The sequence below is a fragment of the Streptomyces sp. PH10-H1 genome (genome assembly GCF_030063355.1).
GTDB lineage: Bacteria > Actinomycetota > Actinomycetes > Streptomycetales > Streptomycetaceae > Actinacidiphila.
The window spans coordinates 1-25613 of the sequence record NZ_JASISZ010000030.1; the positions used below are offsets into that span (position 1 = coordinate 1).

Genomic DNA, 25613 nt, shown 5'->3' on the forward strand with positions numbered 1-25613 from the left:
ATCAGCCGAGCCGGCAGCAGCCGAGACCGCCGCTCCACCCGCCCGCACGCCTCCAGCACCTCGTCCACCAGCCCCGCCGGATACACCCGGGCCAGCAGCCCAACATTCACCACAGCACGCAACTCAGGCCCCACAACCGCCCCTGAACATCCGTCATACACGATGAAGGAGCAGGTTAACCTAACGGCATTGGATCCGTATCAAGCTTCTCGGCGACCGCCCCGAGCCGCTGTCGGGCTGCTGGATCCACTGGATGGCGGTCCCTACCGGAGATCAGCAGGGAATCATGGATCTCCTCGGCCTGACCCAGCCGCGGCCAGTCACCTTCGCGCTGGCCAACGATGTCGTTAACGCCGACAGCCATGATGGCCCGACAGATGGCCCCGGGTGCTTCGCTCGGGTATTCGTCAGCCCCGAGCTCGACGGCTGGACCTTCGTGGCCGGCCGGTGGTGTGACCCGATCGACAATGAACGCGCCGACGAAGTACTCCGGGCCTGCGAGGGGCTCAGCACCCGTTACAGCCAGGCACAGGCGTACTACTACGGCGCCCAAGGAGACGGATCCGCGTGGGTCGTCGCCGAGAATGGTGTCGTCATCCGTCGCTGCAGCGAGACCGGTGACGGCGATGACCACCTGCTGACCATCGGCGACCCCCTGCCGTACGAGCGGGACCGCCGCGTCCAACTGGGACTGTGTCCCGAATGGGACGCGGCCCAGGCATCGGAAGGCGAGGAAGACGATTGGAAGTGGGCCGTGTTCGATATGGCTCCGGCCCTCGCCCAGGCCATCGGCCTCAGCCCCCTGGCCGTCCACTCCGACCTCCCGATGCGCGGAACAGGGGTACTGGCCCTCACCCCGTACGGAACCGCTAACGGGGTACCGCCTGGTGCCTACCGCATCTGACGAACCACGACGCTGCAGCCACGAGCGGCGTCGGCAGACCATCGATTACGCAGAGCTACTTGTCACTTCGCGGCAGCTTCGGGAGTACAGGGCCGCGACAGCGCGCGCAGCAGGGTGGACTTGCCGCAGGCGTTGGGCCCGATGATGACCGTGAAGGACTGGTCGGGAATGACGACCGAGAGGTTCTCGGTGATGACGCGCTGGTCGTAGGCGATTGTGAGGCCCTCGGCGGTGAGCCGCGGGTCTCCGGGACGGTGGGCCCGACGCCCTGTGGTACGTGCCGGACGACAGCAAGAAGGAGATCCTCTCCCTCGCCCCCAGCGTCGCCCTCACCACCGCAAGCGTCCCGCTCACCGAGCCGATCCGGCGCTACGCCGAACTCGCCGCCTCCCTCGGCGCCGACCTGAAGGCCGCCAAGGTCACCGATGCCAAGGCCCGCTTCGAGAAGGCCTCCGAGACCCTCCGCCGTGCCGCCAAGGGCAAGGGCGGCCTCAAGGTCCTCGCGGCCTCCGCCAGCGCCGACCTGTTCTACGTCTCCACCCCCGGCATCTACACCGACCCCAGTTGCTTCCGGTCCTTCGGCCTGGACCTCATCACCCCGGAGAAGGTCACCAGCGGCTTCTTCGAGAACCTCAGCTGGGAGAACGCCGGCAAGTACCCCGCCGATCTGATCCTGCTCGACGACCGCACCGCCGCGCTTCAGCCGAAGGACCTGGCGGCTAAGCCCACCTGGGCCCGGCTCCCGGCCGTCAAGGCCGGCCAGATCACCCCCTGGGCCAGCGAACCGCGCTTCTCCTACGCCGGCTGCGCCCCGCTGATCGAGCGCCTGGCCGCCGCCGTCGAGAAGGCGGCGAAGGTCGCATGAGCGCCGCGCCGTTCCGGTTCTTCGGCCTCCACGACGACACCGGCCCGGCCTCCCGGCCAAGGTGTGGATCGAGATCCCGCACGCGGAGGACCGCCGCGAACTGCCCAGCCGGGCGGGGACCGTGGTGACCTGGCTCGTCGGCGACGAGCTCCTCGCCGAGGCGGCCGCCTGAACGGTGTCGGAGGGGGCGAGGGCGGGCGCCGGCGCTATCCCGTGGTGCAGGCGATGGACAGCCGACCCGCCGCGTCCGCGAGCGGTGCGACGTCCGGGCCCCTGCCGTCCCTGGCACGGTCCCTGGCGTGAACGAGCGCGGTGGACAGATCGTCCACGGCCCTGCGGACGTCCACATGAACGGTGTTGCCGCCGACCTCCCGGAGGTCCTTCTCGATCTTCGCCAGGGACGCGGAGGTGTCCTGGCGGCGGCTCTTCTCCGACAGCTGGCCGATGTTGGTGGCCGCCGACTGCAGGTCCTGCACATCGCCGGCGATCCTGGTCGCGACCTTGGCGCAGTCGAGTGCCTTGTCCATGCCGTCGCAGGCGGCAAAGACGGGGACGGCCAGGAGCAGCGACAGCGTGGCGACCATCGGGCGCCTCATCATCATCCGCTGGGGCATGTGCGGGACTCCTCCCCGAGGGGCACGGCGAACTGCCCTCACCACTCTCGCAGCGCGCACCTCAAGCAGTACTCGAGCCCCGGCCCCGGGTGGGCCAGAACGGGACATCCGGCCCCGCACCCGCGGGGAATGGCTGATTCGCGAGGGAGGGGCGAGGCCATCGACCTGTGAACCGACCCTTCCGGGCGCGCGGCGTGTGCCGCAGGTCCGGACGGCCGACGTCTGAACGGCCGAACGGGCCTTCCCTCGTCGGGTCGCCGGGTGATGGAATGCCCGGCGAGAAGGAGAGTCCGGAAAAGCCTGACGTTTTTCTGTTGTCCGGATGCCGTGCGGGAGTCTCCTTATCGGCAGGCAGGTGCCGAGCCCCGCCGGACGGCGCACGGGGGACGGGATCACGGGCGAACGGCAGGGAGCGAAGCGCGATGCGAGAAACCTACCGGAGCGGACCGGACACCGGCACGGTGATCGCGGCCCGTGGCGGCGACCAGCGGGCGCTGGACGCACTGCTGGCCCAGTGCGTCCCACTCGTCTACAACATCGTCGGACGGGCGCTCGACGGGCACAGCGATGTCGACGACGTGGTCCAGGAGACGCTGTTGCGGATCGTGCGCGGGCTGCCCGGCCTGCGGGATCCGGGGTCCTTCCGGTCCTGGATGGTCGCCATCGCAGTGCACCAGGTGCGCGACCGGGAGCAGTACCAGCGGGCTGCCCGGCACCACCGCGCCGACCTGGAGACGGCGGAGCAACTGCCCGACCCGGGATCCGACTTCGCGGCGGTCACGATCCTGCGGCTCCGTCTCACCGACCAGCGCCGCGAGGTCGCCGAGGCGACCCGGTGGCTCGACGGAGACGACCAGGCGCTCCTCGCCCTGTGGTGGCTGGAGCAGACGGGCGAACTCGACCGGGCCGAACTGAGCGGCGCCCTGGGCCTGTCAGGAAGCCATGCCGCGGTGCGCGTCCAGCGGATGAAGGAACAGATGGAGTCGGCCCGCATGGTAGTGCGCGCCCTCAACCACACGGGCCATGCGGGCGGTTGCGCCGCGCTGGGCGCCCTCACCCGCGGCTGGGACGGCACGCCGAGCCCGCTGTGGCGCAAGCGCCTCGCCCGTCATGTGCGCGGCTGCGCCGCCTGCGGGGGACAGGTCGGCGAGCTGCTGCCCATGAACCGGCTGCTGGGCGGACTGCCGCTGCTGGTGCCACCGGCCGGCCTGGGCGCGCATGTCCTCCGGGCCGTGTCCCCGAACGCCGCCATTGCCCACGCCGTTCTTCCCCATACGGCTGTTGCGCACGCCACCGGACAGGGCGCCGCGCCCGGGAGATCGCACGCCGCGCACCCGCGGCGGCCGCGCGGACTGCGGTCGGCGTTCCGGCGTCCTCCGGTGGCGGGCGCGGCGGCACTCGCGGCCGCGGCGGTCATCGTCGCGAGTGCGCTGGTCGCCGCTCATCTGACCGCGCGTCCTGCGGGTCCACTCGCCGCCGACGCGAGCCCCGGACCGCGAGTCTCCACCGCGGCCCCCGTCACCCCATCGGCCGCGCCGCCCTCCGTCGTACCGCCCACGACCGCCACGCCCTCCCGCATCACCCCGACCGCCGCCCGGCCGGGTTCCCCGTCCCGGCTTCCGGCCCCGGCGGTCACCGTCCCGGCGGCGCCCTCGGCGAAGAAGGGGGTGGGCGTGTGGACGTTTCCCGGCGTGGACCAGGCGCTGACCCAGTCAAGGGCGAGTTGGTACTACACCTGGTCCACGCAGCACCAGGGGATCGCCGGCTCCGGCGCGGCCGGCTTCGTCCCGATGATCTGGGGCGCCGCCTCCGTCACCGACACCGCCCTGTCCCAGGCCCGCGCCAACGGCCCCTATCTGCTCGGATTCAACGAACCCGACATGGCCGCCCAGTCCAACATGACCGTGGACCAGACCCTGTCCCTGTGGCCGAAGCTCATATCGGCCGGCCGGACGCTCGGCAGCCCGGCAGTGGCCTACGGCGGTGACACGCCCGGAGGCTGGCTCGACCGCTTCATGTCCGGAGCCGCCACGCGCGGCTACCGCGTCGATTTCATCGCACTGCACTGGTACGGCGGCGACTTCAGCACCCCCAGCGCCGTCAGTCAGCTGAAGTCCTATCTGCAGGCCGTCCACGACCGCTACCACAAGCCGATCTGGCTGACGGAGTACGCGCTGATCGATTTCTCGCAGGGCACCCGCTTCCCCACCCCGCAGCAACAGGCCTCCTTCGTCACCGCCTCCACCGCCATGCTCGCGGCCCTCCCCTTCCTGCAGCGTTACGCCTGGTTCGGCCTCTCCGCCCTGGACACCGGGCCGAGCAGCGGACTCTTCCGCAGCGGCGCGGTCGCGACCGAAGCGGGCAGGGCGTTCCGCGACGCCCATTGACGACCGTTGAAGACCGGGCGCCCAGCCCCAGCCCAGCCCCGACACCGTCAGCCGCCCGGCCGGTTCAGCCGGGCGGAGCGGACCGGGCGTAGCGGCCGGCCAGTTCGCGCAGATGGGCCAGGAGTTCCGGCGGGCCGGTGACGTCGAAGTCGTAGCCCAGCATGCCCAGATGGACGCCCAGCGTCTCGACCGAGTCGGCGCCCGTGTCCAGAACGCAGCTGTTCGCGTCGACCGCCTCCACCACGCCCACCGCCGGGTTGATCCGTTCGAGCACCGCGCCGGCCGGGGCATGCACGGTCACCCGCGACCGGTAGCGCCATGACGCGGCCGAGACCCGCTGGGAGACATAGGCCGCCGCGTCGCCACCGGGCAGCTCGCGTGGGGTGAAGCGCGGTCCGGCCGGCAGCCGCGGCTCGATCCGGTCGACCCGGAAGATCCGCCAGTCGTCGCGCTCCACGTCCCATGCCACCAGGTACCACCGGCGGCCCCAGTTCACGAGCCGGTGGGGTTCCGCGATCCGCCGGGTGGCGGAGCCGCTGTGGTCCCGGTAGTCGAAGCGCAAGCGCTCGTGGTCACGGCAGATGGAGGCGAGGGTGGTCAACAGCTCGGTGTCCACGGCCGGCTGGGGCCGGTCGGCGGGTACGGGCACGGTGTACGCCTGCAGGGCCCGGACCCGGCGGCGCAGTCGTGACGGAAGTACCTGCTCCAGTTTGGCCAGCGCCCGGAACGAGGTCTCCTCCATACCGGCCATGGCGCCCTGGGCCACCGTGCGCAGGGCGATGGTGACCGCCACGGCTTCGTCGTCCTCCAGCAGCAGCGGCGGCATCGCGGTCCCGGCGGCCAGCCGGTAGCCGCCGGCGGCCCCACGCGAGGCGTCGACGGGATAGCCCAGCTCCCGCAGTCTGTCGATGTCGTTGCGCACGGTGCGGCCGCTCACCCCCAGCCGTTCGGCCAGTTCGGAGCCGGGCCATTCGCGGGGCATCTGGAGCAGGGACAGGAGTCGCAGCAGACGTGCGGAGGTTTCCAGCATGGGAGCGAGTCTTCTCCTTAATTAGGAAGCAGACTTTCCTAGTGCCAGCCTACTCTGAGGTCATGAAGAAGAGCGAGAACACCAGCAGCGTCCAGGCCGAGATCCGCCCCTTCCGTATCGAGATCCCGGAGGCGGATCTGGACGATCTGCGCGACCGCCTCCACCGCACCCGCTGGGGCACCGACGTCCCCGGCACGGGCTGGACCCGCGGAGTGCCGGTCGACTACCTCAAGGGCCTCGCCACGTACTGGGCCGACGGATACGACTGGCGGAAGGCCGAGGCGGGGCTCAATGAATTCCCGCAGTTCCTCACTGACATCGACGGCCAGACGATCCACTTCCTGCACGTGCGTTCCCAGAACCCGCGGGCTCTCCCGCTGGTCCTGATACACGACTGGCCGGGGTCCTTCACGCAGTACAGCGAAGCCATCGGCCCGCTCGCGAAGGACTTCCACGTCATCGTCGTCTCCACCCCCGGCGTCGGCTTCTCCGGCCCGCTCAGCAGCACCGGCTGGACCACCGGCCGGATCGCCGCCGCGTACAACGAGCTGATGGCCCGGCTCGGTTACGAGCGGTACGGCGTCCAGGGCGGCGGCGGAGGCAGCTGGATCGCCACCGAGATGGCCCGGCAGGCCCCGGACCAGGTCGTCGGCGTACACGTCAACGGCTTCATCACCTTCCCCTCGGAGGACCCTGCGGACTTCGCCGGCCTCACCGAGGCCGAGCAGGAGCGGCTGGCGCGGCTGCAGAACTTCCGGGACGACATGATGGGCTTCAACATCTTGCAGTCGACCCGCCCGCACACCGTCGCCCACGGCCTGCACGACTCGCCCGTCGGCCAACTCGCCTGGATCGTGGAGAAGTTCAAGGAGTGGACGGACGCCGAGGCGGCGCTTCCCGAGGACGCGGTGGGACTCGACCACCTGCTCACCAACATCAGTGTGTACTGGTTCACGGGAACGGCCGGCTCCTCCGCGAACCTCTACTACGAGTCCTCCCACGATGCGACGGCCTGGACTCCCAAGGATCGCGGCACCGTTCCCACCGGCGTCGCCGTCGCCCTCTCCACGGACATCGCGATCCGCCGCTTCGCCGAGCGCGAGAACAACATCACCTACTGGTCGGAGCTGGAGCGCGGCGGCAACTTCCTCTCCCTGGAGCAGCCCGAACTCTTCGCCGGTGACGTCAAGGCCTTCTTCGCCACCCTCGACTGACCCGTCGCCGGCGCGCGCCACCCGCGGGATGTCCGGGTGGTGCGTGCCAGGTGGCCGGCCGGTCGCGGTCGCAGGCTGTACAACGGGGCCGCCCGGACGGGCCCAGCGCCGAAAGGGACCCCGCCCGACATGGGGCCGGGGACGGCGGAGCAGCATGACCGCATGCTGTTGCGCCAATTGGAGTATCTGGTGGCCCTCGCCCGGGAACGGCACTTCGCCCGGGCCGCGGCCTCCTGCTACGTATCGCAGCCGTCGCTGTCCGCCGGGATCCGCAGGCTGGAGCACGAGCTGGACGTCCCCATCGTGCGGCGCGGCCATCGCTTCGAGGGCCTCACCCCCGAAGGAGAGAGGGTGCTGGTCTGGGCACACCGGATCCTGGCCGAGCGGGACGCACTGAGCCAGGAGCTGTCGGCGATGCGCGGCGGGCTCACCGGGACGCTGCGGCTGGGCGCCATTCCCACCGCGCTCACCGCGGCCTCCCTGCTGACGACACCATTCTGCGAACGGCATCCGCGGGCCCGCGTCTCGCTCGAGTCCCTGTCGTCGCAGAGCATCGGCCGGCGGCTGGAGGCGTTCGAACTCGACATCGCGCTGACCTATCTGGACGACGAGAGCCTGCGCAACGTACGCAGGATCCCGCTGCACGAGGAGCGCTATCTGCTGCTCACGCCGCAGGACGGCGAACTGGCGGGCGGGCCGGTGGCGCGCTGGGCACAGATCGCCGGCGTGCCGCTGTGCCTGTTGTCGCCCCGGATGCGCAACCGGCGGATCATGGACGAGTACTTCGCCGCCGAGGGCGTCACGGCCCCCCCCCGCGATCGAGACCGACACCGTCGCGGGCCTGTACGCTCATCTCGCGAGCCGCCGGTGGTCCAGCGTCATCTCCCATGCCTGGCTGCACATGTTCGGCGTCCCGGAGGGCATGCGCGTCGTCCCCCTGCAGAGCCCCGCGCACGGCCCCCGGGTCGGACTGGTGCTGGCCGACCGCAGCCCGGAGCCCATGCTGGCGCGGGCTCTGCTCGACGTGGCGAGAGGGGCAGGGGTGCGCGACGCGCTCGACCACCTGCTGGACGCCTACCTCGGCCCGTCCACGCAGGCCGGGGGCGGTCGATAGGCCGCTCCTATCCCGGCATAGCGAGGTTCGCTTTGACCCTGGGGGGCGCCCGCGAGGACGGTGAAGTCATCTTCCCGTACCGGATGAGGAGCCGCAGTCATAGCCCAGGTTCTGTGCGTGCTGTACGACGACCCGATCGACGGATACCCCACCTCGTACGCCCGCGAAGACCTCCCGCGCATCGACCACTACCCCGGCGGCCAGACCACTCCCACGCCGCAGGGCACGGACGTCACCCGCGGCCATCTCCTCGGGAGCGTCTCCGGCGAACTCGGCCTGCGCCACTTCCTGGAGAGCCGCGGCCACACCCTCGTGGTGACCTCCGACAAGGACCGCGACGGCTCGGTGTTCGACCGGGAACTCCCCGACGCCGACATCGTCATCTCCCAGCCGTTCTGGCCCGCGTACCTGACCGCAGAACGTATCGCCCGGGCGAAGAACCTGAAACTGGCGGTCACCGCGGGCATCGGCTCCGACCACGTCGACCTCGACGCCGCCATCGCGCACGGCATCACCGTCGCCGAGGTCACCTACTCCAACAGCATCAGCGTGGCCGAGCACGTCGTCATGATGACGCTGTCGCTCGTCCGTAACTGTCTGCCCTCCCATCAGTGGGTCCTCAACGGCGGATGGAACATCGCCGACTGCGTGGCCCGCTCCTACGACCTGGAGGGCATGCACGTCGGCACGGTCGCCGCCGGTCGCATCGGCCTGGCGGTGCTGCGCCGGCTGGCTCCGTTCGACGTGCGCCTGCACTACACCGACCGCCACCGGCTCCCGGACTCCGTCGAGCGGGAGCTCGGTCTCACCTTCCACCCCAGCGCCGCCGACATGGCCCCGCACTGCGACGTCATCACCATCAACGCACCCCTGCACCCGCAGACCGAGGGGCTCTTCGACGACAAGCTGATCGCCGGCATGAAGCGCGGCGCCTATCTGATCAACACCGCCCGGGCCAGGATCTGCGACCGGGAGGCCGTCGACCCTGCGCAGCGGACAGCTCGCGGGCTACGCCGGCGATGTCTGGTTCCCGCAGCCCGCCGGGACCCGACCACCCCTGGCGCACCATGCCCCACCACGGCATGACCCCGCAAATCTCCGGCTCCTCCCTCTCCGCCCAGGCCCGCTACGCCGCCGGGACCCGGGAAATCCTCGAGTCCTGGTTCGCCGACGCGCCCATCCGCGACGAGTACCTCATCGTCGACAAGGGCGCGCTGGCCGGAACCGGAGCGCACTCGTACTCCACCACTGCCGCCGCCTCCTGACCCCGCGGCCCGACACCACCGGCCTCCGCCCACCTCGCAGCACGAGGGGTGGGCGGAGGCCGGTCACGACACCGGATCGCGCACGAGGACCGCGCAGGAGGATCGCGTACAGTCGAGCACGTGAAAGTGATCATCTTTGGTGCATCCGGCATGGTCGGCCAGGGGGTCCTGCGCGAGTGCGTAGTGGATGACCGGGTGGAGAGTGTGCTGCTGGTGAGCCGTGCACCGCTCGGCCGCAGTCACCCGAAGATCCGGGAAGTGATCCACCGGGACTTCACCGACTTCTCCGCGATCGAGGACGAGTTCGCCGGTCTTGACGCGTGCTTCTTCTGCCTGGGCGTCTCGGCGGCCGGCCGGAGCGAGGAGGAGTACCGGCGCGTCACCCACGACTACACTCTCGCCGGGGCGCGGTCGCTCTTCGCGCACAACCCGTCCCTGACCTTCGCCTACGTCTCGGGGGAGGGCACCGACAGCACCGAGCAGGGGCGTTCGCTGTGGGCCCGGGTGAAGGGCCGGACGGAGAACGACCTGCTCGCCCTGGGCTTCCACGCGTACATGTTCCGTCCCGGCTACATCCAGCCCCGGCACGGAGCGAGGTCCAGGACCCGCTGGTACCGGTTGTCGTACGCGCTGACGTCCTGGCTCTACCCGGTCCTGCGGCGGCTGGCGCCCGGGTACACCACGACCACCGAACATCTGGGGCGCGCCATGCTCGCCGTGGTGGACCTGCAAGGCAACGGCGAGCGTATCCTCTACAGCCGGGAGATCAACCGTCTGGGTGCCTGACCCGATTCCGGTCCCGGGACAGCGGTGTCACCAGCGGAAACCGCCGTCCTGGTCGTACGGTTGCGAGCGGTGGGCGATGATCCACTCTCCTCCGATCCCTGGGCGACGCCATGTGCTGGAGCGCGACAGCCGACCTCGCGGCGGGTGCCGGCATCGCCGCGATCGGAATGGCGTGCGTGACGCGAGTCAGCAGGGTCCGCGATCTGCTGCTCGCCGCGCTGCCGCTGCTCCTCGGTGCCCACCAGATCATCGAGTCCGTCGTCTGGCGGTCCGGCGGCGGCGCGGGCCCGACCACCACGGCCTGGGCCGTCATCGCTCTTCCGCTGCTGCCGGTGTGGGTGCCGCTCGCGGTGCTGCTCGCCGCACCGGCGCGCGCCCGGCTCCGGCTGCTGGTCCCTGCCGCTGCCGGGCTCGCCACCGCCGCGACCCTCGCGTACGCCCTTGTCACCGGGCCCGTGACGGCCGCCGTCCGGGGCCACACCGTCGGCTACGGACTCGGCCTGCCGCACTCGCCGCTGATCATTGCGGGATATCTCCTCGCCACCATCGGCTCCCTGCTGCTCAGCGGTGAACCGCTGCTGTGGCTGCTCGGAGTGCTCGTCGCGGCCGGGTCGGTGATCTGCTCGGCGCTGTGGCGGCTGGAGTTCATCTCCACCGGTTGCGCCTTCGCCGCCGTCGCGTCCGTCGTCCTGTACGCCTGGGTACGGCGGCGCCCCACGGGTCCCCCGCCGGACGGTATGTGTCGGGTGGATCGTCCGACGAACCGTCACTGACGCGGCGCCCGTGGGCGCGTAGGCCGGATTCGCCCCTTTACGGTTGCGGCTTCGCATGGCAGGGTCATGCATTCGTTGGTGTGCTCGGGGGGCGCCGTACTTGGGGGTGCGGCGCAACCGACGTCTCTGGGGGATGTTGTGCTGTCTTTCTCGTCTCATCTGCAGTGGTTGCTCCGGCTGCGGTCGCGGGGTCTCGTCCTGATCGCTCTCGCCGCGGCGGTCGCCGCCTTCGTTCCGCTCGCGGGAGCGGGTGGTCCCGCCGCCGCGGACACCCGCAGAGCGGTGCCCATGGTGGGCGGCACCGCGCCGCCACCCGCTCCGCACCACGGTGTGGCGCCCGCGTCCGCGATGGTGCCGATCGCGCCGGTCCTGTCCCGGACCGGCTGGACCGCCTCCGCGAGCGACGAGGAGACGGCCGCCCAGGACAACCGCGCCGCCAACGTCCTGGACGGGGACGCCAACACGCTCTGGCACAGCAAGTGGTCGGCGCCCGCCACCCCGCTGCCGCACAGCCTCACCATCGACATGCACCGCACCACCGTGGTGTCCGCACTCGTCTACCGGCCGCGCGCCGCGGGCGCCAACGGCAGGGTCGGCGTCTACGCCATCGCCCTGAGCGCGGACGGGCAGACGTGGACACCGCCGGTCGCCACCGGCACGCTCCCCGACGACAGCACCATCAAGACGCTGAACTTCGCCGCCCAGGGAACCCGGTTCGTCCGGCTGACCGCCACCACCGAGGCCGGGCACCGCGGTCCGTGGACGTCGGCCGCCGAGATCAACCTGCTGGGCGACCCGGGCCTGCCCGCCTCCGTCGTCGAACTGCCGGTGACGGGCTGGACCGCCGCGGCCAGCGACGAGGAGACCGCCGCCCAGGACAACCGGGCCGCCAACGTCCTGGACGGCAACGCCGACACGTTGTGGCACAGCAAGTGGTCCGGCACCCCTGCCGCGCTGCCGCACTCCATCACCCTGGACATGCACCGCACCCAGATGGTGTCCGCGATCAGCTACCAGCCCCGCGCCTCCGGGGTCAACGGCCGTATCGGCGCCTATGCCGTCGCCACCAGCCTCGACGGGATCACCTTCGGCGCTCCGGTGGCCACCGGAACGTGGAAGGACGACGGCACGGTCAAGAGCGCCAGCTTCACGGCGGCGGTCACGGCACGGTTCGTGCGGCTCACCGCCACCAGCGAGGCGGGTGGGCGCGGCCCGTGGTCCTCCGCCGCCGAGATCCGGCTCAGCGGCCCCGCCAATCCCGCCGCGGCCGGCTCCTGGGGCCGGGTCACCGGCTTCCCGCTCGTGCCGGTGGCCACCGCGCTGCTGCCGAACAACAAGCTCCTGGCCTGGTCGGCGTATGCCACCGACCGGTTCGGCGGCAGCAACGGATACACCCAGACCGCCATCATGGATCTCACCACCGGCCAGGTCACCCAGCGGCGCGTCGACAACACCGGTCACGACATGTTCTGCCCCGGCATAGCGATGCTCGCCGACGGCCGGGTCCTGGTCACCGGCGGCAGCAACGCCGCCCGTGCCAGCATCTACGATCCGCGCACCGACGCCTGGTCCGCCACCGCGGACATGAACATACCCCGCGGCTACCAGGCCATGACGCTGCTCTCCAACGGCGACGCGTTCGTCCTCGGCGGATCCTGGAGCGGCGGCCAGGGAGGCAAGGACGGCGAGGTGTGGTCCGCGGCGACCGGCACCTGGCGCAAGCTGTCGGGCGTACCGGTCACGACCACCATGACCGCGGATCCCGCCGGGCCCTACCGGGCCGACAACCACCAGTGGCTCTACGGCACGTCCAACGGCCGGGTGCTCCAGTTCGGGCCCAGCAAGCAGCTCAACTGGATCAGCACCACCGGTGACGGCGCCATCACACCGGCCGGGGTCCGCTCCGACAGCCCGGACGCGATGAACGGCAACGCCGTCGCCTACGACATCGGCAAGCTGCTCACCCTCGGTGGCGGCACCGCGTACCAGAACGTCAACGCCACCAGGCGCGCCTACACCATCGACCTCAACAAGGGTCCCCAGCCCATCAGTACCCGCACCGGGGACATGACCTTCGCGCGCGCCTTCAGCAACAGTGTCGTCATGCCGGACGGCAAGGTGGCCGTCTTCGGCGGCCAGTCCCTCCCCGTGCCGTTCAGCGACGCCACCTCGGCCATGACACCGGAGATCTGGAACCCGGCCACCGGCGCGTTCACCCCGCTGGCCACCATGGCCGTGCCGCGCAACTACCACAGCGTCGCGAACCTGCTGCCGGACGGCCGAATATTCTCCGGCGGCGGCGGACTGTGCGGCGACTGCGCCACCAATCACTTCGACGGAGCGATCTTCACCCCGCCCTACCTGCTGAACGCCGACGGCACCGAGAAGCCGCGTCCGGCCATTACGAGTACCCCGCCCGCGTCGGCGGCGTACGGCGCCAAGCTGACGGTCACGACGAGCAAGCCGGTCACCGCATTCTCCCTCGTCCGCACCGGAGCGGCCACCCACTCCACGGACAACGACCAGCGGCGGGTTCCCCTGGTGTCCCGTCAGATATCCGCCGGGGTCTACGAGTTGACAATCCCGACCGACCCCGGGGTGGCGACTCCCGGCAACTACCTGCTCTTCGCCCTCGACGCCGCAGGAGTGCCCAGCATCGCCAGAACGATCACGCTCGGCTGACGAGGAGGCGGCCCGGGAGTGCGGCGCGCGCGAGCACGTCGCCTCCCGGAGGGTCAGCCGGTACCGGTCGGCTGGAAGGCGGCGAGCAGGCGCTCGGCGGCCAGGGTCGCGGTGAGTGTGCCGTCGCGGACCTGCCGCTCCAGGGCGGGGGCGAGGCCGCGGACGTCGGGGTGCTCGCGCATCCGGGCCAGGAGCTGGTCACGGACCATGGACCAGGTCCAGTCGATCTGCTGATCGCGCCGCTTCGCCTCCAGCCGGCCATTGGTCTGCAGCACGCGCCGGTGCTGTTCGAGACGTTCCCAGACGGCGTCGAGCCCGCTGTTCTCGCGCGCGCTGCAGGTCAGCACGGGCGGTGTCCAGCCGGCGTCCAGGGGCTGCAACAGCCGCAGCGCGCCGGCCAGTTCCCGGGCTGCCGACGCGGCCTCGCGCTCGTGCGGACCGTCGGCCTTGTTGACGGCCACGATGTCGGCGAGTTCCAGGACGCCCTTCTTGATGCCCTGCAACTGGTCCCCGGTGCGGGCCAAAGTGAGCAGCAGGAAGGAGTCGACCATGTTGGCCACCGAGATCTCGGACTGGCCGACGCCGACGGTCTCGACGAGAACCACGTCGTAGCCCGCCGCCTCCATCACGATGATCGACTCGCGGGTGGCGCGGGTCACGCCGCCCAGCGTGCCGGAGGTGGGGGAGGGCCGGATGAAGGCCGCGGGGTCCGCCGCCAGCCGTTCCATACGGGTCTTGTCGCCCAGAATGGAGCCGCCGGTCCGGGTGGAGGACGGATCGACGGCCAGGACGGCGACCCGGTGGCCGAGACCGGTGAGCAGGGTGCCGAGTGCGTCGATGAACGTGGACTTGCCCACGCCGGGCACTCCGCTGATGCCGACCCGGCGGGCCGTGCCCGAGTGCGGCAGCAGCTCGGTCAGCAGCCGCTGGGCCAGCTCGCGGTGGGTGGCGCGGGTGGACTCCACGAGGGTGATCGCCCGGGCGATGTGCGAGCGGGATCCGTCGAGGACGCCCTTGGTGTAGCTGTCGATGTCGATCGTGGGTGCCATCGGCTCACAACTCGTGGCCGAGAGTGGTGGCGAGGGTGTTCAGCAGATCGTAGGCGGCGTCCGGGATGACGGTGCCGGGCGGGAAGACCGCGGCGGCGCCCGCCTGGTGGAGGGTCTCGATGTCCTGCGGCGGGATGACCCCGCCGACGACGATCGTGATGTCCTCCCGGCCCGCCTCGGCCAGTTGCTCGCGCAGCGCCGGCACCAGCGTCAGGTGTCCGGCCGCGAGTGAGGAGACACCCACGATGTGGACATCGGCCTCGACCGCCTGCCGGGCCACCTCGGCCGGGGTCTGGAACAGCGCGCCGACATCGACGTCGAACCCGAGGTCGGCGAATGCGGTGGCGATCACCTTCTGGCCGCGGTCGTGGCCGTCCTGGCCCATCTTGGCGACCAGGATGCGGGGGCGGCGGCCCTCGGCCTCGGCGAACGCCTCCGCCAGCTTGCGGGTGCGCTCCACGCCGGGGGACGTTCCGGCCTCGTCCCGGTACACACCGGTGATGGTACGGATCTGGCCGACGTGCCGCCCGTAGACCTCTTCCAGGGCCAGTGAGATCTCGCCGACGGTCGCCTTCGCGCGCGCCGCGTTCACCGCGAGCGCGAGCAGGTTGCCCTCCATGCCGCCGCCGGGCCGGCTCCCGGCTCCGGCGGCCGCGGTCAGCGCGCGCAGCGCGTCCTGGCAGGCCGCCTCGTCCCGCTCCTCGCGCAGCCGCCGCAGTTTCTCGATCTGCTGGGTGCGGACGGAGGAGTTGTCGACCTTGAGCACATCGATCTTCTCGTCGGTCGCGACGCGGTACTTGTTGACGCCGATCAGCGCCTGCCGCCCGGAGTCGATGCGCGCCTGGGTGCGGGCCGCGGCCTCCTCGACACGCAGCTTGGGGATGCCCGCGTCGATGGCCTTGGCCATGCCGCCCGCCGCCTCGACCTCCTCGATGTGCTGCCAGGCGCGCCGTGCGAGGTCGTGGGTGAGCCGCTCGATGTACGCGCTGCCGCCCCACGGGTCGATCACCCGGCAGGTGCCCGACTCCTGCTGCAGGAACAGCTGGGTGTTGCGGGCGATACGGGCGGAGAAGTCGGTGGGCAGTGCCAGCGCCTCGTCCAGGGCGTTGGTGTGCAGCGACTGGGTGTGCCCCTGGGTGGCCGCCATGGCCTCGACACAGGTGCGCGGAACGTTGTTGAACACGTCCTGCGCGGTCAGCGACCAGCCCGAGGTCTGCGAATGGGTGCGCAGCGAAAGCGACTTGGGGTTCTTTGGATCGAAACCCTTGACGAGCTTGGCCCACAGCAGCCGGGCGGCGCGCAGCTTGGCGATCTCCATGAAGAAGTTCATGCCGATCGCCCAGAAGAACGACAGCCGCGGTGCGAAGGCGTCCACGTCCAGCCCGACCTCCAGCCCCGCCCGCAGGTACTCGACACCGTCGGCCAGGGTGTAGGCCAGTTCCAGGTCGGCCGTCGCCCCGGCCTCCTGGATGTGGTAGCCGGAGATGGAGATGGAGTTGTAGCGCGGCATCTTCTGCGAGGTGTAGGCGAAGATGTCGGAGATCACCCGCATCGACGGCTGCGGCGGGTAGATGTAGGTGTTGCGGACCATGAACTCCTTGAGGATGTCGTTCTGGATGGTCCCCGCCAGCTTCTCCGGGGGCACACCCTGCTCCTCGGCCGCGACGATGTAGAGGGCAAGGACCGGCAGTACCGCACCGTTCATCGTCATCGACACGCTCATCCGGTCCAGCGGGATGCCGTCGAACAACTGCCGCATGTCGTAGATGGAGTCGATGGCCACGCCCGCCATGCCGACATCGCCCGTGACCCGCGGATGGTCGCTGTCGTAACCGCGGTGGGTGGGCAGGTCGAAGGCGATGGACAGCCCCTTCTGCCCGGCCGCCAGATTGCGCCGGTAGAAGGCGTTGGACTCCTCGGCGGTGGAGAACCCGGCGTACTGGCGGATCGTCCACGGCTGGTTGACGTACATCGTCGGGTACGGGCCGCGCAGATACGGCGCGATGCCCGGGTAGGTCTCCAGGAAGTCGAGACCGGTCAGGTCGTCGGAGGTGTACAGCGGCTTGACGCCGATGCCCTCCGGTGTCTGCCACACCAGGTCGTCGTCGTCCTTGCCGGTGCTCTCCCGCACGGCCGCCCGCCACTGGTCCCCGGTGACGCCGCCACCGGACGTGCCCGCGGCGGTCGTACCTTCCGGCTCCAGGCCGATGTCCGCGAAATCCGGGATCGGTCCCTGCTGCCCCGTGCTGCCCTGCATCACGCCACTCCCATGCGGTCAAGGACGGAGGCGAGGACGGCGACCGCGTCGCCGCCCGCGAAGACGAACTCGTCGACTCCGGCCCGTAGATACGCTTCCCGCTGCCCGCCCGGGCGGCCCGCGAGGAACACCCGCCGCGCGCCTGCCTCGACCAGGGCCGCCGCGACCTCCCCGGCCTGCTCGGCGTACAGCTTGTCGCTGGAACACAGACACGCCACCGTGGCGCCGCTGCGCGCGAACGCCTCGGCGGCCGATCCCGCGTCGACCGTCACCGGGTCATGGACGGTCTCGATGCCGCCCGCCTGGAAGAGGTTGGCGGCGAAGCTCGCGCGGGCGGTGTGCGCCGCGGCGGGGCCCAATGCGGCCAGGAATGCCCGCGGCCGGGCGCCGGTGGCAGCCAGATGGGCGTCGGAGCGGGCCCGGAGGATCTCGAAGGCGTCGTCGCGCCGGACCTTCGGCAGCCCGCCCTCGCCGTCGGCGCCCGGATCCGGCGCGGCCTCGCGCTCCACCGGCGGTTCGGCGAGATTCGGGAACTCACTGACGCCCGTGATCGGCTCGCGGCGGTGCGCGAGGTCCGCGGACCGCTTCTCCCACGTGTCCTTCAGCCGCTCGGCGACCAGGCCGGACCGCAGGGCCGCCGCCTGTCCTCCGGCGCGTTCGATCTCCTGGAACCAGGCCCACGCCGCGTGGGAGAGTTCGTCCGTGAGCTGCTCCACGTACCAGGAGCCGCCCGCCGGGTCGATGACCCGGGCCAGATGCGACTCCTCCATCAGGATCGACGAGGTGTTGCGGGCGATCCGCCGGGCGAAGGCGTCCGGCAGGCCGAGCGCGTCGTCGAAGGGCAGCACGGTGACGGTGTCGGCGCCGCCCACGCCCGCCGCCACGCACGCGACGGTGGTGCGCAGCATGTTCACCCACGGGTCGCGCCGGGTCATCATCACCGGCGAGGTCACGGCGTGCTGTCGCTGCGCCCCCGCGGCTGACGCCGCCCCGCTCGCCTGCGCCACCCGGGCCCACAGCCGCCGCGCCGCGCGCAGGGTGGCGATGGTCAGGAACTGGTCGGCGGTGGCCGCGTACCGGAACTCCAGCTGAGCGCAGGCCGCGTCAACGGTCAGTCCCGCGCCGGTCAGGTCCCGCAGATACGCGACTCCGGTGGCGATGGAGCAGCCCAGCTCCTGCGCGGCCGAGGCGCCGGCCTCGTGATAGGGCAGCGCGTCGACCGTCATCGCCCGCAGCCGGGGGTGGTCCCGGTCGCACAGCGCGGCCAGCTCCGCGGCGGCCGCGGAGTGCGCCTCGATGTCGGTGTGCCGGCCGGAACGGGCCGCGTATCCCAGCGGGTCCGCGCCGAGGTTGCCGAGCGCCGCGTGCGGTGACACCCCGCTCGTCGCGTGGTGCCGCAGCAACTCCTTGGCGGCGGCCTCGAAATCGGCGCCGGCGTCCAGCACGATGGGCGCCAGGTCGAGGTAGACGCCCTCGAGCGCCGCGGGGATCCCGGACACGGGAATCCCGCCCTCGCCGACGACGAGCCATACCGAGGTGACGCCGTTCTCCAGGTCGGAGAGCACGGCTTCGTTCGTGCGCCGGGGGTCGGGCCGGGAGTGCCGCTGGCGTACGTCCCACCCGGCGGCCGCGGTGCCCTCCGGCCGCCCGGCACGGACGAACGGGGGAAAGCCGGGATAGCCGGCATCCGCTCTGCTGTCCTGTGCGGTGTACAGCGGACGGATGGAGATCCCGTCCTGGAGCTCGGTGGACAGCGTTTCCTCGGCCGGGGTACCCGGGACCGCTGTGCCCGCTTTGTGGAGGACGCCTTCGACAAGGCGTTGCCACTGCTCGCGGGTCGCGTCGGGGAACTCGTCGGCCAGAGGGAGTCCGTGATCAGGCAGGACCGTCATGGGGAAAGGCTAGGGCAGCCGCTAGAGGCAGGGCAGGCCCACGGCTGTGACCTTGCCCTCCTTCTCCGAGGTCACCGGTCTGTCAGGGGTCTGCCAAGGGGTCGTCCGACGACGGAGCTGCGACGTTCCAGCAGCACGACGTCCCGCCAGACGCCGTGCTGCCGGGCGACGCGCTCGCGGGTGCCGATCACGCGGAAGCCCGCGTGGGCGTGCAGCCGGAGGCTCGCCGTGTTCTCCGGGAAGATCCCGGACTGGACGGTCCAGATGCCGGCCGCTTCGGTGGACGCGATCAGCGCATGGAGCAGGGCGCGGCCGACCCCGCGCCCGCGCGCCCGGGGGTCCACGTAGACGGAGTGCTCCACCACTCCTTCGTACACCCGGCGACTGGACACCGGTGAGACGGCCACCCACCCCAGGACACGACCGTCATGACCGTCGACTGCGACCATCCGGTGCGCGGTGAGCCGTGCCGCGTCGAAGGCCGGCCACCGCGGCGCCTCCGTCTCGAACGTGGCGTTGCCCTCGTCGATCCCGGCCTGGTGGATCGCCAGCACTTCGGCCGCGTGCTCCGCGAGCATCATGCCGATCCGCAGCCCGGGTGAGGGCGCCGGTTCCGCCGCGCGAGCCGCGCCGTGAGCTGAGGGAACGTCCGCCATGGGGGACCACCGTCCTTCGGGGGAGCAACGGCGCCCACGGTAGCCGCCGTGATCGTGCGCGGCGGCGTCGCGTGACTGTGGCCGGAACCTGAGCGACACGGTACTGACGACCTGCATAGCCTTGGCGGGGGCGGCAACCGGCGACCCCCACGCCGGAGATGGCGTGCCGCGATGAGAGAGGTCGGGGATGCGCGTGTCCCAGCAGTGGGAGCCAGGCCCGCTGTCCTTTCGCACGGCAGATCTGGACGAGGCCCGGATCAAGATCGGTGAGATGTTCTATGACAACGTCATGGACCGGCTGGAGCCGCGGGGGGTGTTCGCGGCCCGGTTCGACGTCGCCCGGCTGGGGCCGTTGACCGTGGGTGATCTGAGCTGCGGTACCGATGTGCGGATGCGCTTCGGTGAACTGGGCGCGTACCACGTCGCTGTGCCGCTGCGCGGGCAGGTGTCCTGGAGCCAGGGAACGCGCGTTTCGGCCCAGGCGACCCCGGCGCGGGCGGCGGTCTTCCACCCCGAGGGATCGACCGCGGTGGAGCGCTGGAGCGGCGACTGCCGCGTGCTGGCGGTGAAAATCGAACCTTCCGCGTTGCAGAGTCATCTTGAGCTGATGCTGGGCAGGACGGTACGCGCGCCGGTGTCCTTCGCTCCGGAACTCGATGTGACCCAGGGAGCCGGCTACACCTGGGCGCAGCTCGCCTGGGTCGTCGCGCGGGACCTGCACGACGACCAGGGCCTCCTCCAACAGCCGCAGATGGCCAAGCAGTTCCAGGAGGCTCTGCTGAGCGGGCTGCTCCTCGCGGCCGATCATCAGTACCGTGAACAGCTCGCCCGACCGGCGACGTCCTTGCGGCCGGCGCCCGTCAAGCGCGTCATGGACGCGATCCAGGAGCGGCCCGACCATGCGTTCACCATGTCGGAACTGGCCGCCATCGCCCGTGTCAGTGTCCGGTGGCTCCAGGAGGGCTTCCGTCAGCACGTCGGCATGTCGCCGATGGCCTATCTCCGCGACGTGCGGCTGACCCGCGTGCACGACGACCTCCGCGAGGGCGACCCCGCCGAGCTGCGCGTGAGTGATGCGGCCTACCGGTGGGGCTTCACCCATAGGAGCCGATTCGCCGGCAGCTATCGCGCGCGTTTCGGTGAATCCCCCTCGCATACCCTGTATTCGTCCTGATTCCGGCCACGGCGGGTCCCGCAGGCGGGGTCAGGACCAGGCCGCAGCGCATTTCGTGCCATGGCCGCGCGGAGCGGATCAAGGTGCGGGGGCTTCGTGGCTAGCGTGCTCCTCACGGTGCCGTGCCGGCATTCCAGGTGCGCCTGGGAGCACGGTCGGCGATGCTCGGACGGCGGGCCGGGGACACGGCTCGCAGCGCAGGCGGCGAGCGCGCTGCCCCGGGATGCCGGCGCGGCACCGGTTCGTCCGGAGGCGGCCGGCCGGGTGGAACGCGCGGTCAGCGGGGCCGGCCGTTCGACGGCCCGCCCCTGCCGCGGTGGCGGCAGGCGATTACGGCAAGCGCTGCCGACCGGCGGCGCGCCGAGGAGAACCGGCCAGGTCCCGGAGAGTCGCGGGTGTCCGGAACGCGCCCTACCGCTACCGGCTCCCGACGATCTACCGTCGAGATTGGTTTCCTCGGGCGACCATTTATTCGGGGGTTCCCACCGGAGGTGCACGCTCTCCATGACCCACGCCGATGCCACACCGTTCCGCCCCGGCCAATCACCCGTACCGTCCGCCGGCCAAGCCGTACATCCCGCCCACCCCGCCTACCCGGCCCACCGCGGCTGTCCGATGGACCCGCCGGCCCTGCTCGGCGCGTTGCGGGAGCAGGCGCCCGCGTCCCGGGTCACCCTCTGGGACGGCAGCCGGCCCTGGCTCGTCACCCGGCACGCCGAGGCCCGGCAGGTCCTGCGGGACGAACGGTTCAGCGCCGATGCCAGGCGCGACGGCTTCCCGTTCGTCTCGCCGTCCGTGACCGGCCTGCGCGACTCGCCCCCTTCGTTCATCAGGATGGATCCGCCGGAGCACGACCGGCAACGGCGCATGGTGACACAGGAGTTCATGATCAAGCGCGTCGCCCGGCTCGGTCCCCGCGTCGAGATGATCGTGGCCGGTCTGCTCGACGACCTGATGGCGACGGGGCCGCCGGCGGACCTCGTCGAATCGTTTGCCCTGCCCCTGCCATCGCTGGTGATCTGCGAACTCCTGGGCGTGCCCTACGCCGACCACGACTTCTTCCAGGCCCACAGCCGTGTCCTGCTGAACCAGAAGACCCCCGCGGCAGAGGTCCGCGCCTCCCGCGACGAACTGAGCGGCTATCTGCACGACCTGGTCGTGGAGAAGGCCGTCCGGCCGCAGGACGATCTGCTCAGCAGGCTCCTGGCGGACCACACCCGCCATGACGACCTCACGGTGGACGACACGGTCGGCATGGCCCTGCTCCTGCTCATCGCCGGACACGAGACCACCGCCAACATGACGGCGCTGTCGGTCCTGGATCTGCTGGAACACCCACGGCAGTGGGAACTGTTGTGCGCGGACCCGGGCCGGGTACCGGGGGCTGTGGAGGAACTGCTGCGGCACCAGACCATCGTGCACACCGGGCTGCCCCGCGTCGCCCTGGAGGATACGGAGATCGGCGGCATCACCGTCCGGGCGGGTGAGGGCGTCCTGGTCTCGCTGGCTGCCGCCAACCGGGACGAACGGGCCTTTCCCGATCCCGACCGGCTCGATGTGCAGCGTCCCGGCCGCAGCCACCTGGCCTTCGGGTTCGGGGTCCATCAGTGCCTGGGCCAGCCCCTGGCCCGTCTGGAACTCCAGGTTGCCCTCGCCGGCATCGTGCGACGTCTGCCCGGTCTGCGGATCGGCGTCCCCGCCGGGGATCTGTCCTTCCGTCACACCATGGCGGTGTACGGGCTCTTCCACCTGCCCGTCGTCTGGTGAGCCATGTCGCCGCCGGAGCCCCGCCGCCCCAGCCGCCCCCGCTGCCCCGCCGCCCCCGTCATGAAGGAGTACCCCGTGCGCTTCACCGTGGACCGCGCCCTGTGCTGCAGCTCGGGCCTGTGCGTCCTGACCGCTCCCGATGTCTTCGACCAGGCGGACGACGACGGCCGGGTCGTCCTGCTGACGAGCAGCCCGCCGGACGGTGAGGAGGCCGCCGTCGAGGAAGCGGTCGCGTGCTGCCCGTCGGGGGCCATCAGCGTCACGGACTGAATCACGCGCCCGTTCCGGGGCGACGCCGTAGCCGACAACCCGAGCGCCCTCGGATCGGCGGAACACCCGTAATGCCTAACGGAGTTGGCCAGGAATCCGGTCGGCGCGCGCGTCCGCCCGGCCGCCTGCGGAGGTCTCGGATCCGGTGTCAGGATGCGCTGCCGACCCCCGTCCCCCAGGATGGCTCACGGCACAGCGGTCCGCTCCAGTGCTTCAGCGCCCCGGCGCTCGGCGCTCCAGAACCCGAGGAATGCCCATGGCCCGTTCCACCGATCCCCTCGCACTGCTGTCCCGGTCACTCGACCAGACGAGTGCGCTCATCGCCTCGGTCACCGACGACCAGCTGTCGCTGCCGACCCCCTGCCGCTCCTGGACCGTCGCCGAGCTGGTCGATCATCTGATCCAGGATCTGCCGCATTTCACCGAGCGGGCCAACGGCGGCACGCCGGCGCGGAGCGAGCCGCGGAAGGACGCCGGCGCCGGCAGGCCGGAGGCGTTTCGCGACGGTGCCGCCGAACTCGTCTCGGCCTGGCGGCGCGCCGGCGATCTGACGGGCACGATCGAGATCCCCGGAATGGGGGAACTCCCGGCCGGATTCCCCGTCGACCAGCAGCTCACCGAGTTCGCGGTGCACGCCTGGGATCTGGCGAAAGCGCTGGGCCGGCCCACCTCCCTCGACTCGCAGGTCGGCGAGTCCGCACTCGAATGGGCCCGGGGCGCGCTGCGACCGGAGTTCCGGGGCGAGGAAGGCGGGCCGAAGGTGTTCGGGCCCGAGGTGCCCGTACGGCCGGACGCGCCGGTGTACGACCGGCTCGCGGGATTCTTCGGGCGCGATCCCGGCACTGCCTGAGGGCTCCAGGGCCTCCGTCGCGGCCCGGGGATGAGGCGCGGGTCACATTCCCCGGTGGGGATGTCACACTCCTGACGCCCGTGCGCTCCTAGGAAGCAACCGCGACAGGAGGCCCCACGTGTCCGACACCTCGCCGCCCGGCAGCGCCCGGGAACGGGCGGAGGAGACCGCCACACCGGTGTTCGTCGACCACCGTGACCTGCTCTTCTCCATCGTCTACGACATGCTCGGCAGCGTCGCCGACACCGAGGACGTCCTGCAGGAGACCTGGCTGGCGTGGGCGTCCAGAATCGAGGCGCCCGGCGCGGAGGAGATCGTCAGCCCGCGCGCCTATCTGGTGCGGATCGCGGTGAACAAGGCCCTCGCCCGCCAGGCCGCCATCAGCCGCCGCCGTGAAACGTACATCGGCCCGTGGCTGCCGGAACCGCTCCTCACACCCCTCGTCGACACTCCCGCCCCCGGCGATGCCGCCGACGCGGTCGAGCGCACCGAGTCGGTGTCGATGGCGCTGCTGGTCGTGCTGGAAACCCTCACACCGCTGGAACGCGCGGTGTTCGTGCTGCACGAGCTGTTCGGCTACGCCCACACCGAGACCGCGGACATCCTCGACCGCAGTCCCGCGGCGGTCCGCCAGATCGCCCACCGTGCCCGTGAGCATGTGCACGCCCGGCGCCCCCGCTACCGGCCAGACCCTCAGCTGAGGCAACGGGTCACCGAGCAGTTCGCGGCCGCGGTGTCCGGCGGTGACCTTCAGGCGCTGCTCCAGCTGCTGGCACCGGATGTGACCCTGTGGGCCGATGGCGGGGGCAAGGCCACAGCCGCCGGCCTGTGGCCGGTCCACGGCCGCGGCAAGGTCGCCCGGGTACTGGCCGCGGGGTCCACCCGCACCCCCAGCGGCCTGGACATCCGTTACCGGCGGATCAACGGGGACCCCTCGGCGGTGCTGTTCAGCGGCGGTTCGCCCTTCGCCGTACTGGTCCTCGACCTGGCCCCGGCCGGCGAGCAGGTGTGCGGCATCTACTTCGTGACCAACCCCGACAAGCTCTCCCGGCTCGCCTGAGGACCCCGGAAGGCAGCGCGTACGATCGGCGGCATGCGGTGGAGCGATATAGGGGCGGAGCAGTGTTCGGTCGCGCGCGCCTTGTCGGTGGTGGGGGACCGCTGGACGCTGCTCGTGCTGCGCGACGCGTTTCACGGGGTGCGCAGGTTCGAGGACTTCCAGACGAGCACGAAGGCTTCGCGTCCGGTGCTGACCGAGCGGCTCGCCACCCTGGTCGAGCATGAGGTGCTGCGCCGGATCCGCTACCAGGAACGGCCCGAGCGGTACGAGTACCGGCTCACCGAGAAGGGGGTCGGCCTCTACCCCGTGATCGTCTCCTTGCTCGCCTGGGGTGACCGGTGGATGGCGGGCGACGAGGGACCGCCGTTGCGGCTGCGACACGATTGCTGCGGCGGCACGGCGACACCTGAGCTCGCGTGTCCCGACTGCGGGGAATTGATCGATCCGCGGGACTTGAGTCCCGTACTGCGGGAGCCGGGACCGGCTCCGCACCGGTGACGGTTCAGGGCTGCAGAATCATGCAGGTGGTGGTGGCGTGCGCGACCAGCTTGCCCCGTGCGTCCGTGACCCGTCCTTCCGCCGTGGCCATCCGCCGCCCGACGTGGATGGTCGTGCCCACGGCGGTGAGCCTGCCGGCATCCAGTGCGACGGCGCGGATGTAATTCACCTTCAGCTCCAGCGTGGTGTAACTGACGCCGGCCGCAAGGGTGGTGTGTACGGCGCAGCCCATGACCGAGTCGAGCAGGGTGGCGGCGATTCCGCCGTGCACGATGCCGAGCGGGTTGGAGAAGTCGGGCTTGGTGTCGAGGGAGAAGACGGTCCGGCCCTCCTCCAACTCCTCGACCTCCATGCCCATCAGCCGGCCGATGGACGGGGCATCCGCGGGCCGCTCCTTGAACATATGGCGCAGTAGTTCCAGCCCGGACATGGTGGCGTAGTCGAGGGTGCTCATCGTTCCTCCTGAGATACCGGCAGGTAGGGGGAGAAGCTATCGCGGAGAAGAA

Annotated in this window: 20 protein-coding genes and 4 pseudogenes; 15 read left to right on the forward strand and 9 right to left on the reverse strand. The window is 71.1% G+C overall.

The genetic code is table 11. The annotated features are described in order from the left end of the window. Positions 1-161, reverse strand: a 161-nt coding sequence (locus tag QMK24_RS19100; RefSeq protein WP_349361996.1) for a transposase domain-containing protein, incomplete at its 3' end; no start/stop codon positions are given. A 125-nt stretch (positions 162-286) separates the two neighbouring features. On the opposite strand from QMK24_RS19100, the gene QMK24_RS19105 reads away from it, so the two are divergent. Further along, on the forward strand, positions 287-904 hold the full coding sequence (locus QMK24_RS19105) for a hypothetical protein (RefSeq protein ID WP_283467460.1): 618 nt from the start codon (positions 287-289) through the stop codon (positions 902-904). Positions 905-984: 80 nt separating this feature from the next. Here QMK24_RS19105 and QMK24_RS19110 read toward each other — a convergent pair. Then, positions 985-1119, reverse strand: a pseudogene (locus tag QMK24_RS19110) (AAA family ATPase); the annotation flags it as partial. Between the two features lie 44 nt (positions 1120-1163). Here QMK24_RS19110 and QMK24_RS19115 point away from each other — a divergent pair. After that, a pseudogene (locus QMK24_RS19115) lies at positions 1164-1769 on the forward strand (ABC transporter substrate-binding protein); the annotation flags it as partial. A 206-nt stretch (positions 1770-1975) separates the two neighbouring features. Here the strand turns inward: QMK24_RS19115 and QMK24_RS19120 are convergent. Continuing rightward, positions 1976-2383 carry a hypothetical protein gene (locus tag QMK24_RS19120; protein WP_283467462.1) on the reverse strand — a complete coding sequence of 136 codons (408 nt, stop codon included), beginning with the start codon at positions 2381-2383 and terminating at the stop codon, positions 1976-1978. A gap of 422 nt (positions 2384-2805) precedes the next feature. Between QMK24_RS19120 and QMK24_RS19125 the strand changes: the two genes are divergently transcribed. Next, a complete protein-coding gene (locus QMK24_RS19125; protein WP_283467463.1) occupies positions 2806-4770 on the forward strand; it encodes a sigma-70 family RNA polymerase sigma factor in 1965 nt (654 codons plus the stop codon). A 64-nt stretch (positions 4771-4834) separates the two neighbouring features. On the opposite strand, the gene QMK24_RS19130 is transcribed toward QMK24_RS19125, so the two are convergent. After that, on the reverse strand, positions 4835-5800 hold the full coding sequence (locus tag QMK24_RS19130; protein WP_283467465.1) for a helix-turn-helix transcriptional regulator: 966 nt from the start codon (positions 5798-5800) through the stop codon (positions 4835-4837). Positions 5801-5862: 62 nt separating this feature from the next. Between QMK24_RS19130 and QMK24_RS19135 the strand changes: the two genes are divergently transcribed. From QMK24_RS19135 to QMK24_RS19160, 6 genes and pseudogenes are all read left to right on the forward strand, one after another. Continuing rightward, on the forward strand, positions 5863-7014 hold the full coding sequence (locus QMK24_RS19135) for an epoxide hydrolase family protein (RefSeq protein ID WP_283467466.1): 1152 nt from the start codon (positions 5863-5865) through the stop codon (positions 7012-7014). Positions 7015-7176: 162 nt separating this feature from the next. Then, positions 7177-8128, forward strand: a pseudogene (locus QMK24_RS19140) (LysR family transcriptional regulator). A gap of 99 nt (positions 8129-8227) precedes the next feature. Continuing rightward, a pseudogene (locus tag QMK24_RS19145) lies at positions 8228-9393 on the forward strand (NAD-dependent formate dehydrogenase). Positions 9394-9513: 120 nt separating this feature from the next. Continuing rightward, entirely contained in the window at positions 9514-10179 is a 666-nt protein-coding gene (locus tag QMK24_RS19150; protein WP_283467468.1) for an NAD-dependent epimerase/dehydratase family protein, read from the forward strand. 110 nt (positions 10180-10289) lie between these two features. After that, positions 10290-10952: a DUF6629 family protein gene (locus QMK24_RS19155; protein WP_283467470.1), complete on the forward strand. Its 663-nt coding sequence runs from the start codon at positions 10290-10292 to the stop codon at positions 10950-10952. Between the two features lie 138 nt (positions 10953-11090). After that, positions 11091-13634 (forward strand): galactose oxidase family protein, encoded by a 2544-nt coding sequence (locus QMK24_RS19160; RefSeq protein WP_283467471.1) that lies wholly within the window; start codon positions 11091-11093, stop codon positions 13632-13634. 53 nt (positions 13635-13687) lie between these two features. On the opposite strand, the gene meaB is transcribed toward QMK24_RS19160, so the two are convergent. From meaB to QMK24_RS19180, 4 genes are all read right to left on the reverse strand, one after another. Then, on the reverse strand, positions 13688-14683 hold the full coding sequence (gene meaB / locus QMK24_RS19165) for a methylmalonyl Co-A mutase-associated GTPase MeaB (protein ID WP_283467472.1): 996 nt from the start codon (positions 14681-14683) through the stop codon (positions 13688-13690). A gap of 4 nt (positions 14684-14687) precedes the next feature. Further along, on the reverse strand, positions 14688-16940 hold the full coding sequence (gene scpA, locus QMK24_RS19170) for a methylmalonyl-CoA mutase (RefSeq protein ID WP_283467474.1): 2253 nt from the start codon (positions 16938-16940) through the stop codon (positions 14688-14690). Further along, positions 16940-18832, reverse strand: a complete 1893-nt coding sequence (locus QMK24_RS19175; RefSeq protein ID WP_283467476.1) for a methylmalonyl-CoA mutase family protein — start codon at positions 18830-18832, stop codon at positions 16940-16942. The genes scpA and QMK24_RS19175 overlap by 1 nt, the downstream gene beginning before the upstream one ends. Positions 18833-18903: 71 nt before the next feature. Next, positions 18904-19410 carry a GNAT family N-acetyltransferase gene (locus QMK24_RS19180; RefSeq protein ID WP_283467572.1) on the reverse strand — a complete coding sequence of 169 codons (507 nt, stop codon included), beginning with the start codon at positions 19408-19410 and terminating at the stop codon, positions 18904-18906. Between the two features lie 265 nt (positions 19411-19675). Here QMK24_RS19180 and QMK24_RS19185 point away from each other — a divergent pair, with 265 nt between their 5' ends. From QMK24_RS19185 to QMK24_RS19210, 6 genes are all read left to right on the forward strand, one after another. After that, entirely contained in the window at positions 19676-20662 is a 987-nt protein-coding gene (locus tag QMK24_RS19185; RefSeq protein WP_283467478.1) for an AraC family transcriptional regulator, read from the forward strand. Between the two features lie 504 nt (positions 20663-21166). Further along, positions 21167-22429, forward strand: coding sequence for a cytochrome P450 (locus tag QMK24_RS19190; RefSeq protein ID WP_349307906.1), 1263 nt, complete (start codon positions 21167-21169; stop codon positions 22427-22429). Between the two features lie 75 nt (positions 22430-22504). Further along, a complete protein-coding gene (locus tag QMK24_RS19195) occupies positions 22505-22699 on the forward strand; it encodes a ferredoxin (protein ID WP_283467479.1) in 195 nt (64 codons plus the stop codon). A gap of 256 nt (positions 22700-22955) precedes the next feature. Beyond that, positions 22956-23549, forward strand: coding sequence for a TIGR03086 family metal-binding protein (locus QMK24_RS19200; protein ID WP_283467481.1), 594 nt, complete (start codon positions 22956-22958; stop codon positions 23547-23549). A 118-nt stretch (positions 23550-23667) separates the two neighbouring features. After that, positions 23668-24609: a sigma-70 family RNA polymerase sigma factor gene (locus QMK24_RS19205; protein WP_283467483.1), complete on the forward strand. Its 942-nt coding sequence runs from the start codon at positions 23668-23670 to the stop codon at positions 24607-24609. Positions 24610-24642: 33 nt separating this feature from the next. Continuing rightward, complete coding sequence (locus tag QMK24_RS19210; RefSeq protein ID WP_283467485.1) at positions 24643-25107, forward strand: winged helix-turn-helix transcriptional regulator; 465 nt, start codon at positions 24643-24645, stop codon at positions 25105-25107. Positions 25108-25111: 4 nt separating this feature from the next. Here the strand turns inward: QMK24_RS19210 and QMK24_RS19215 are convergent, their stop codons facing one another. After that, on the reverse strand, positions 25112-25561 hold the full coding sequence (locus tag QMK24_RS19215; RefSeq protein WP_283467487.1) for a PaaI family thioesterase: 450 nt from the start codon (positions 25559-25561) through the stop codon (positions 25112-25114). Positions 25562-25613 lie beyond the last annotated feature (52 nt).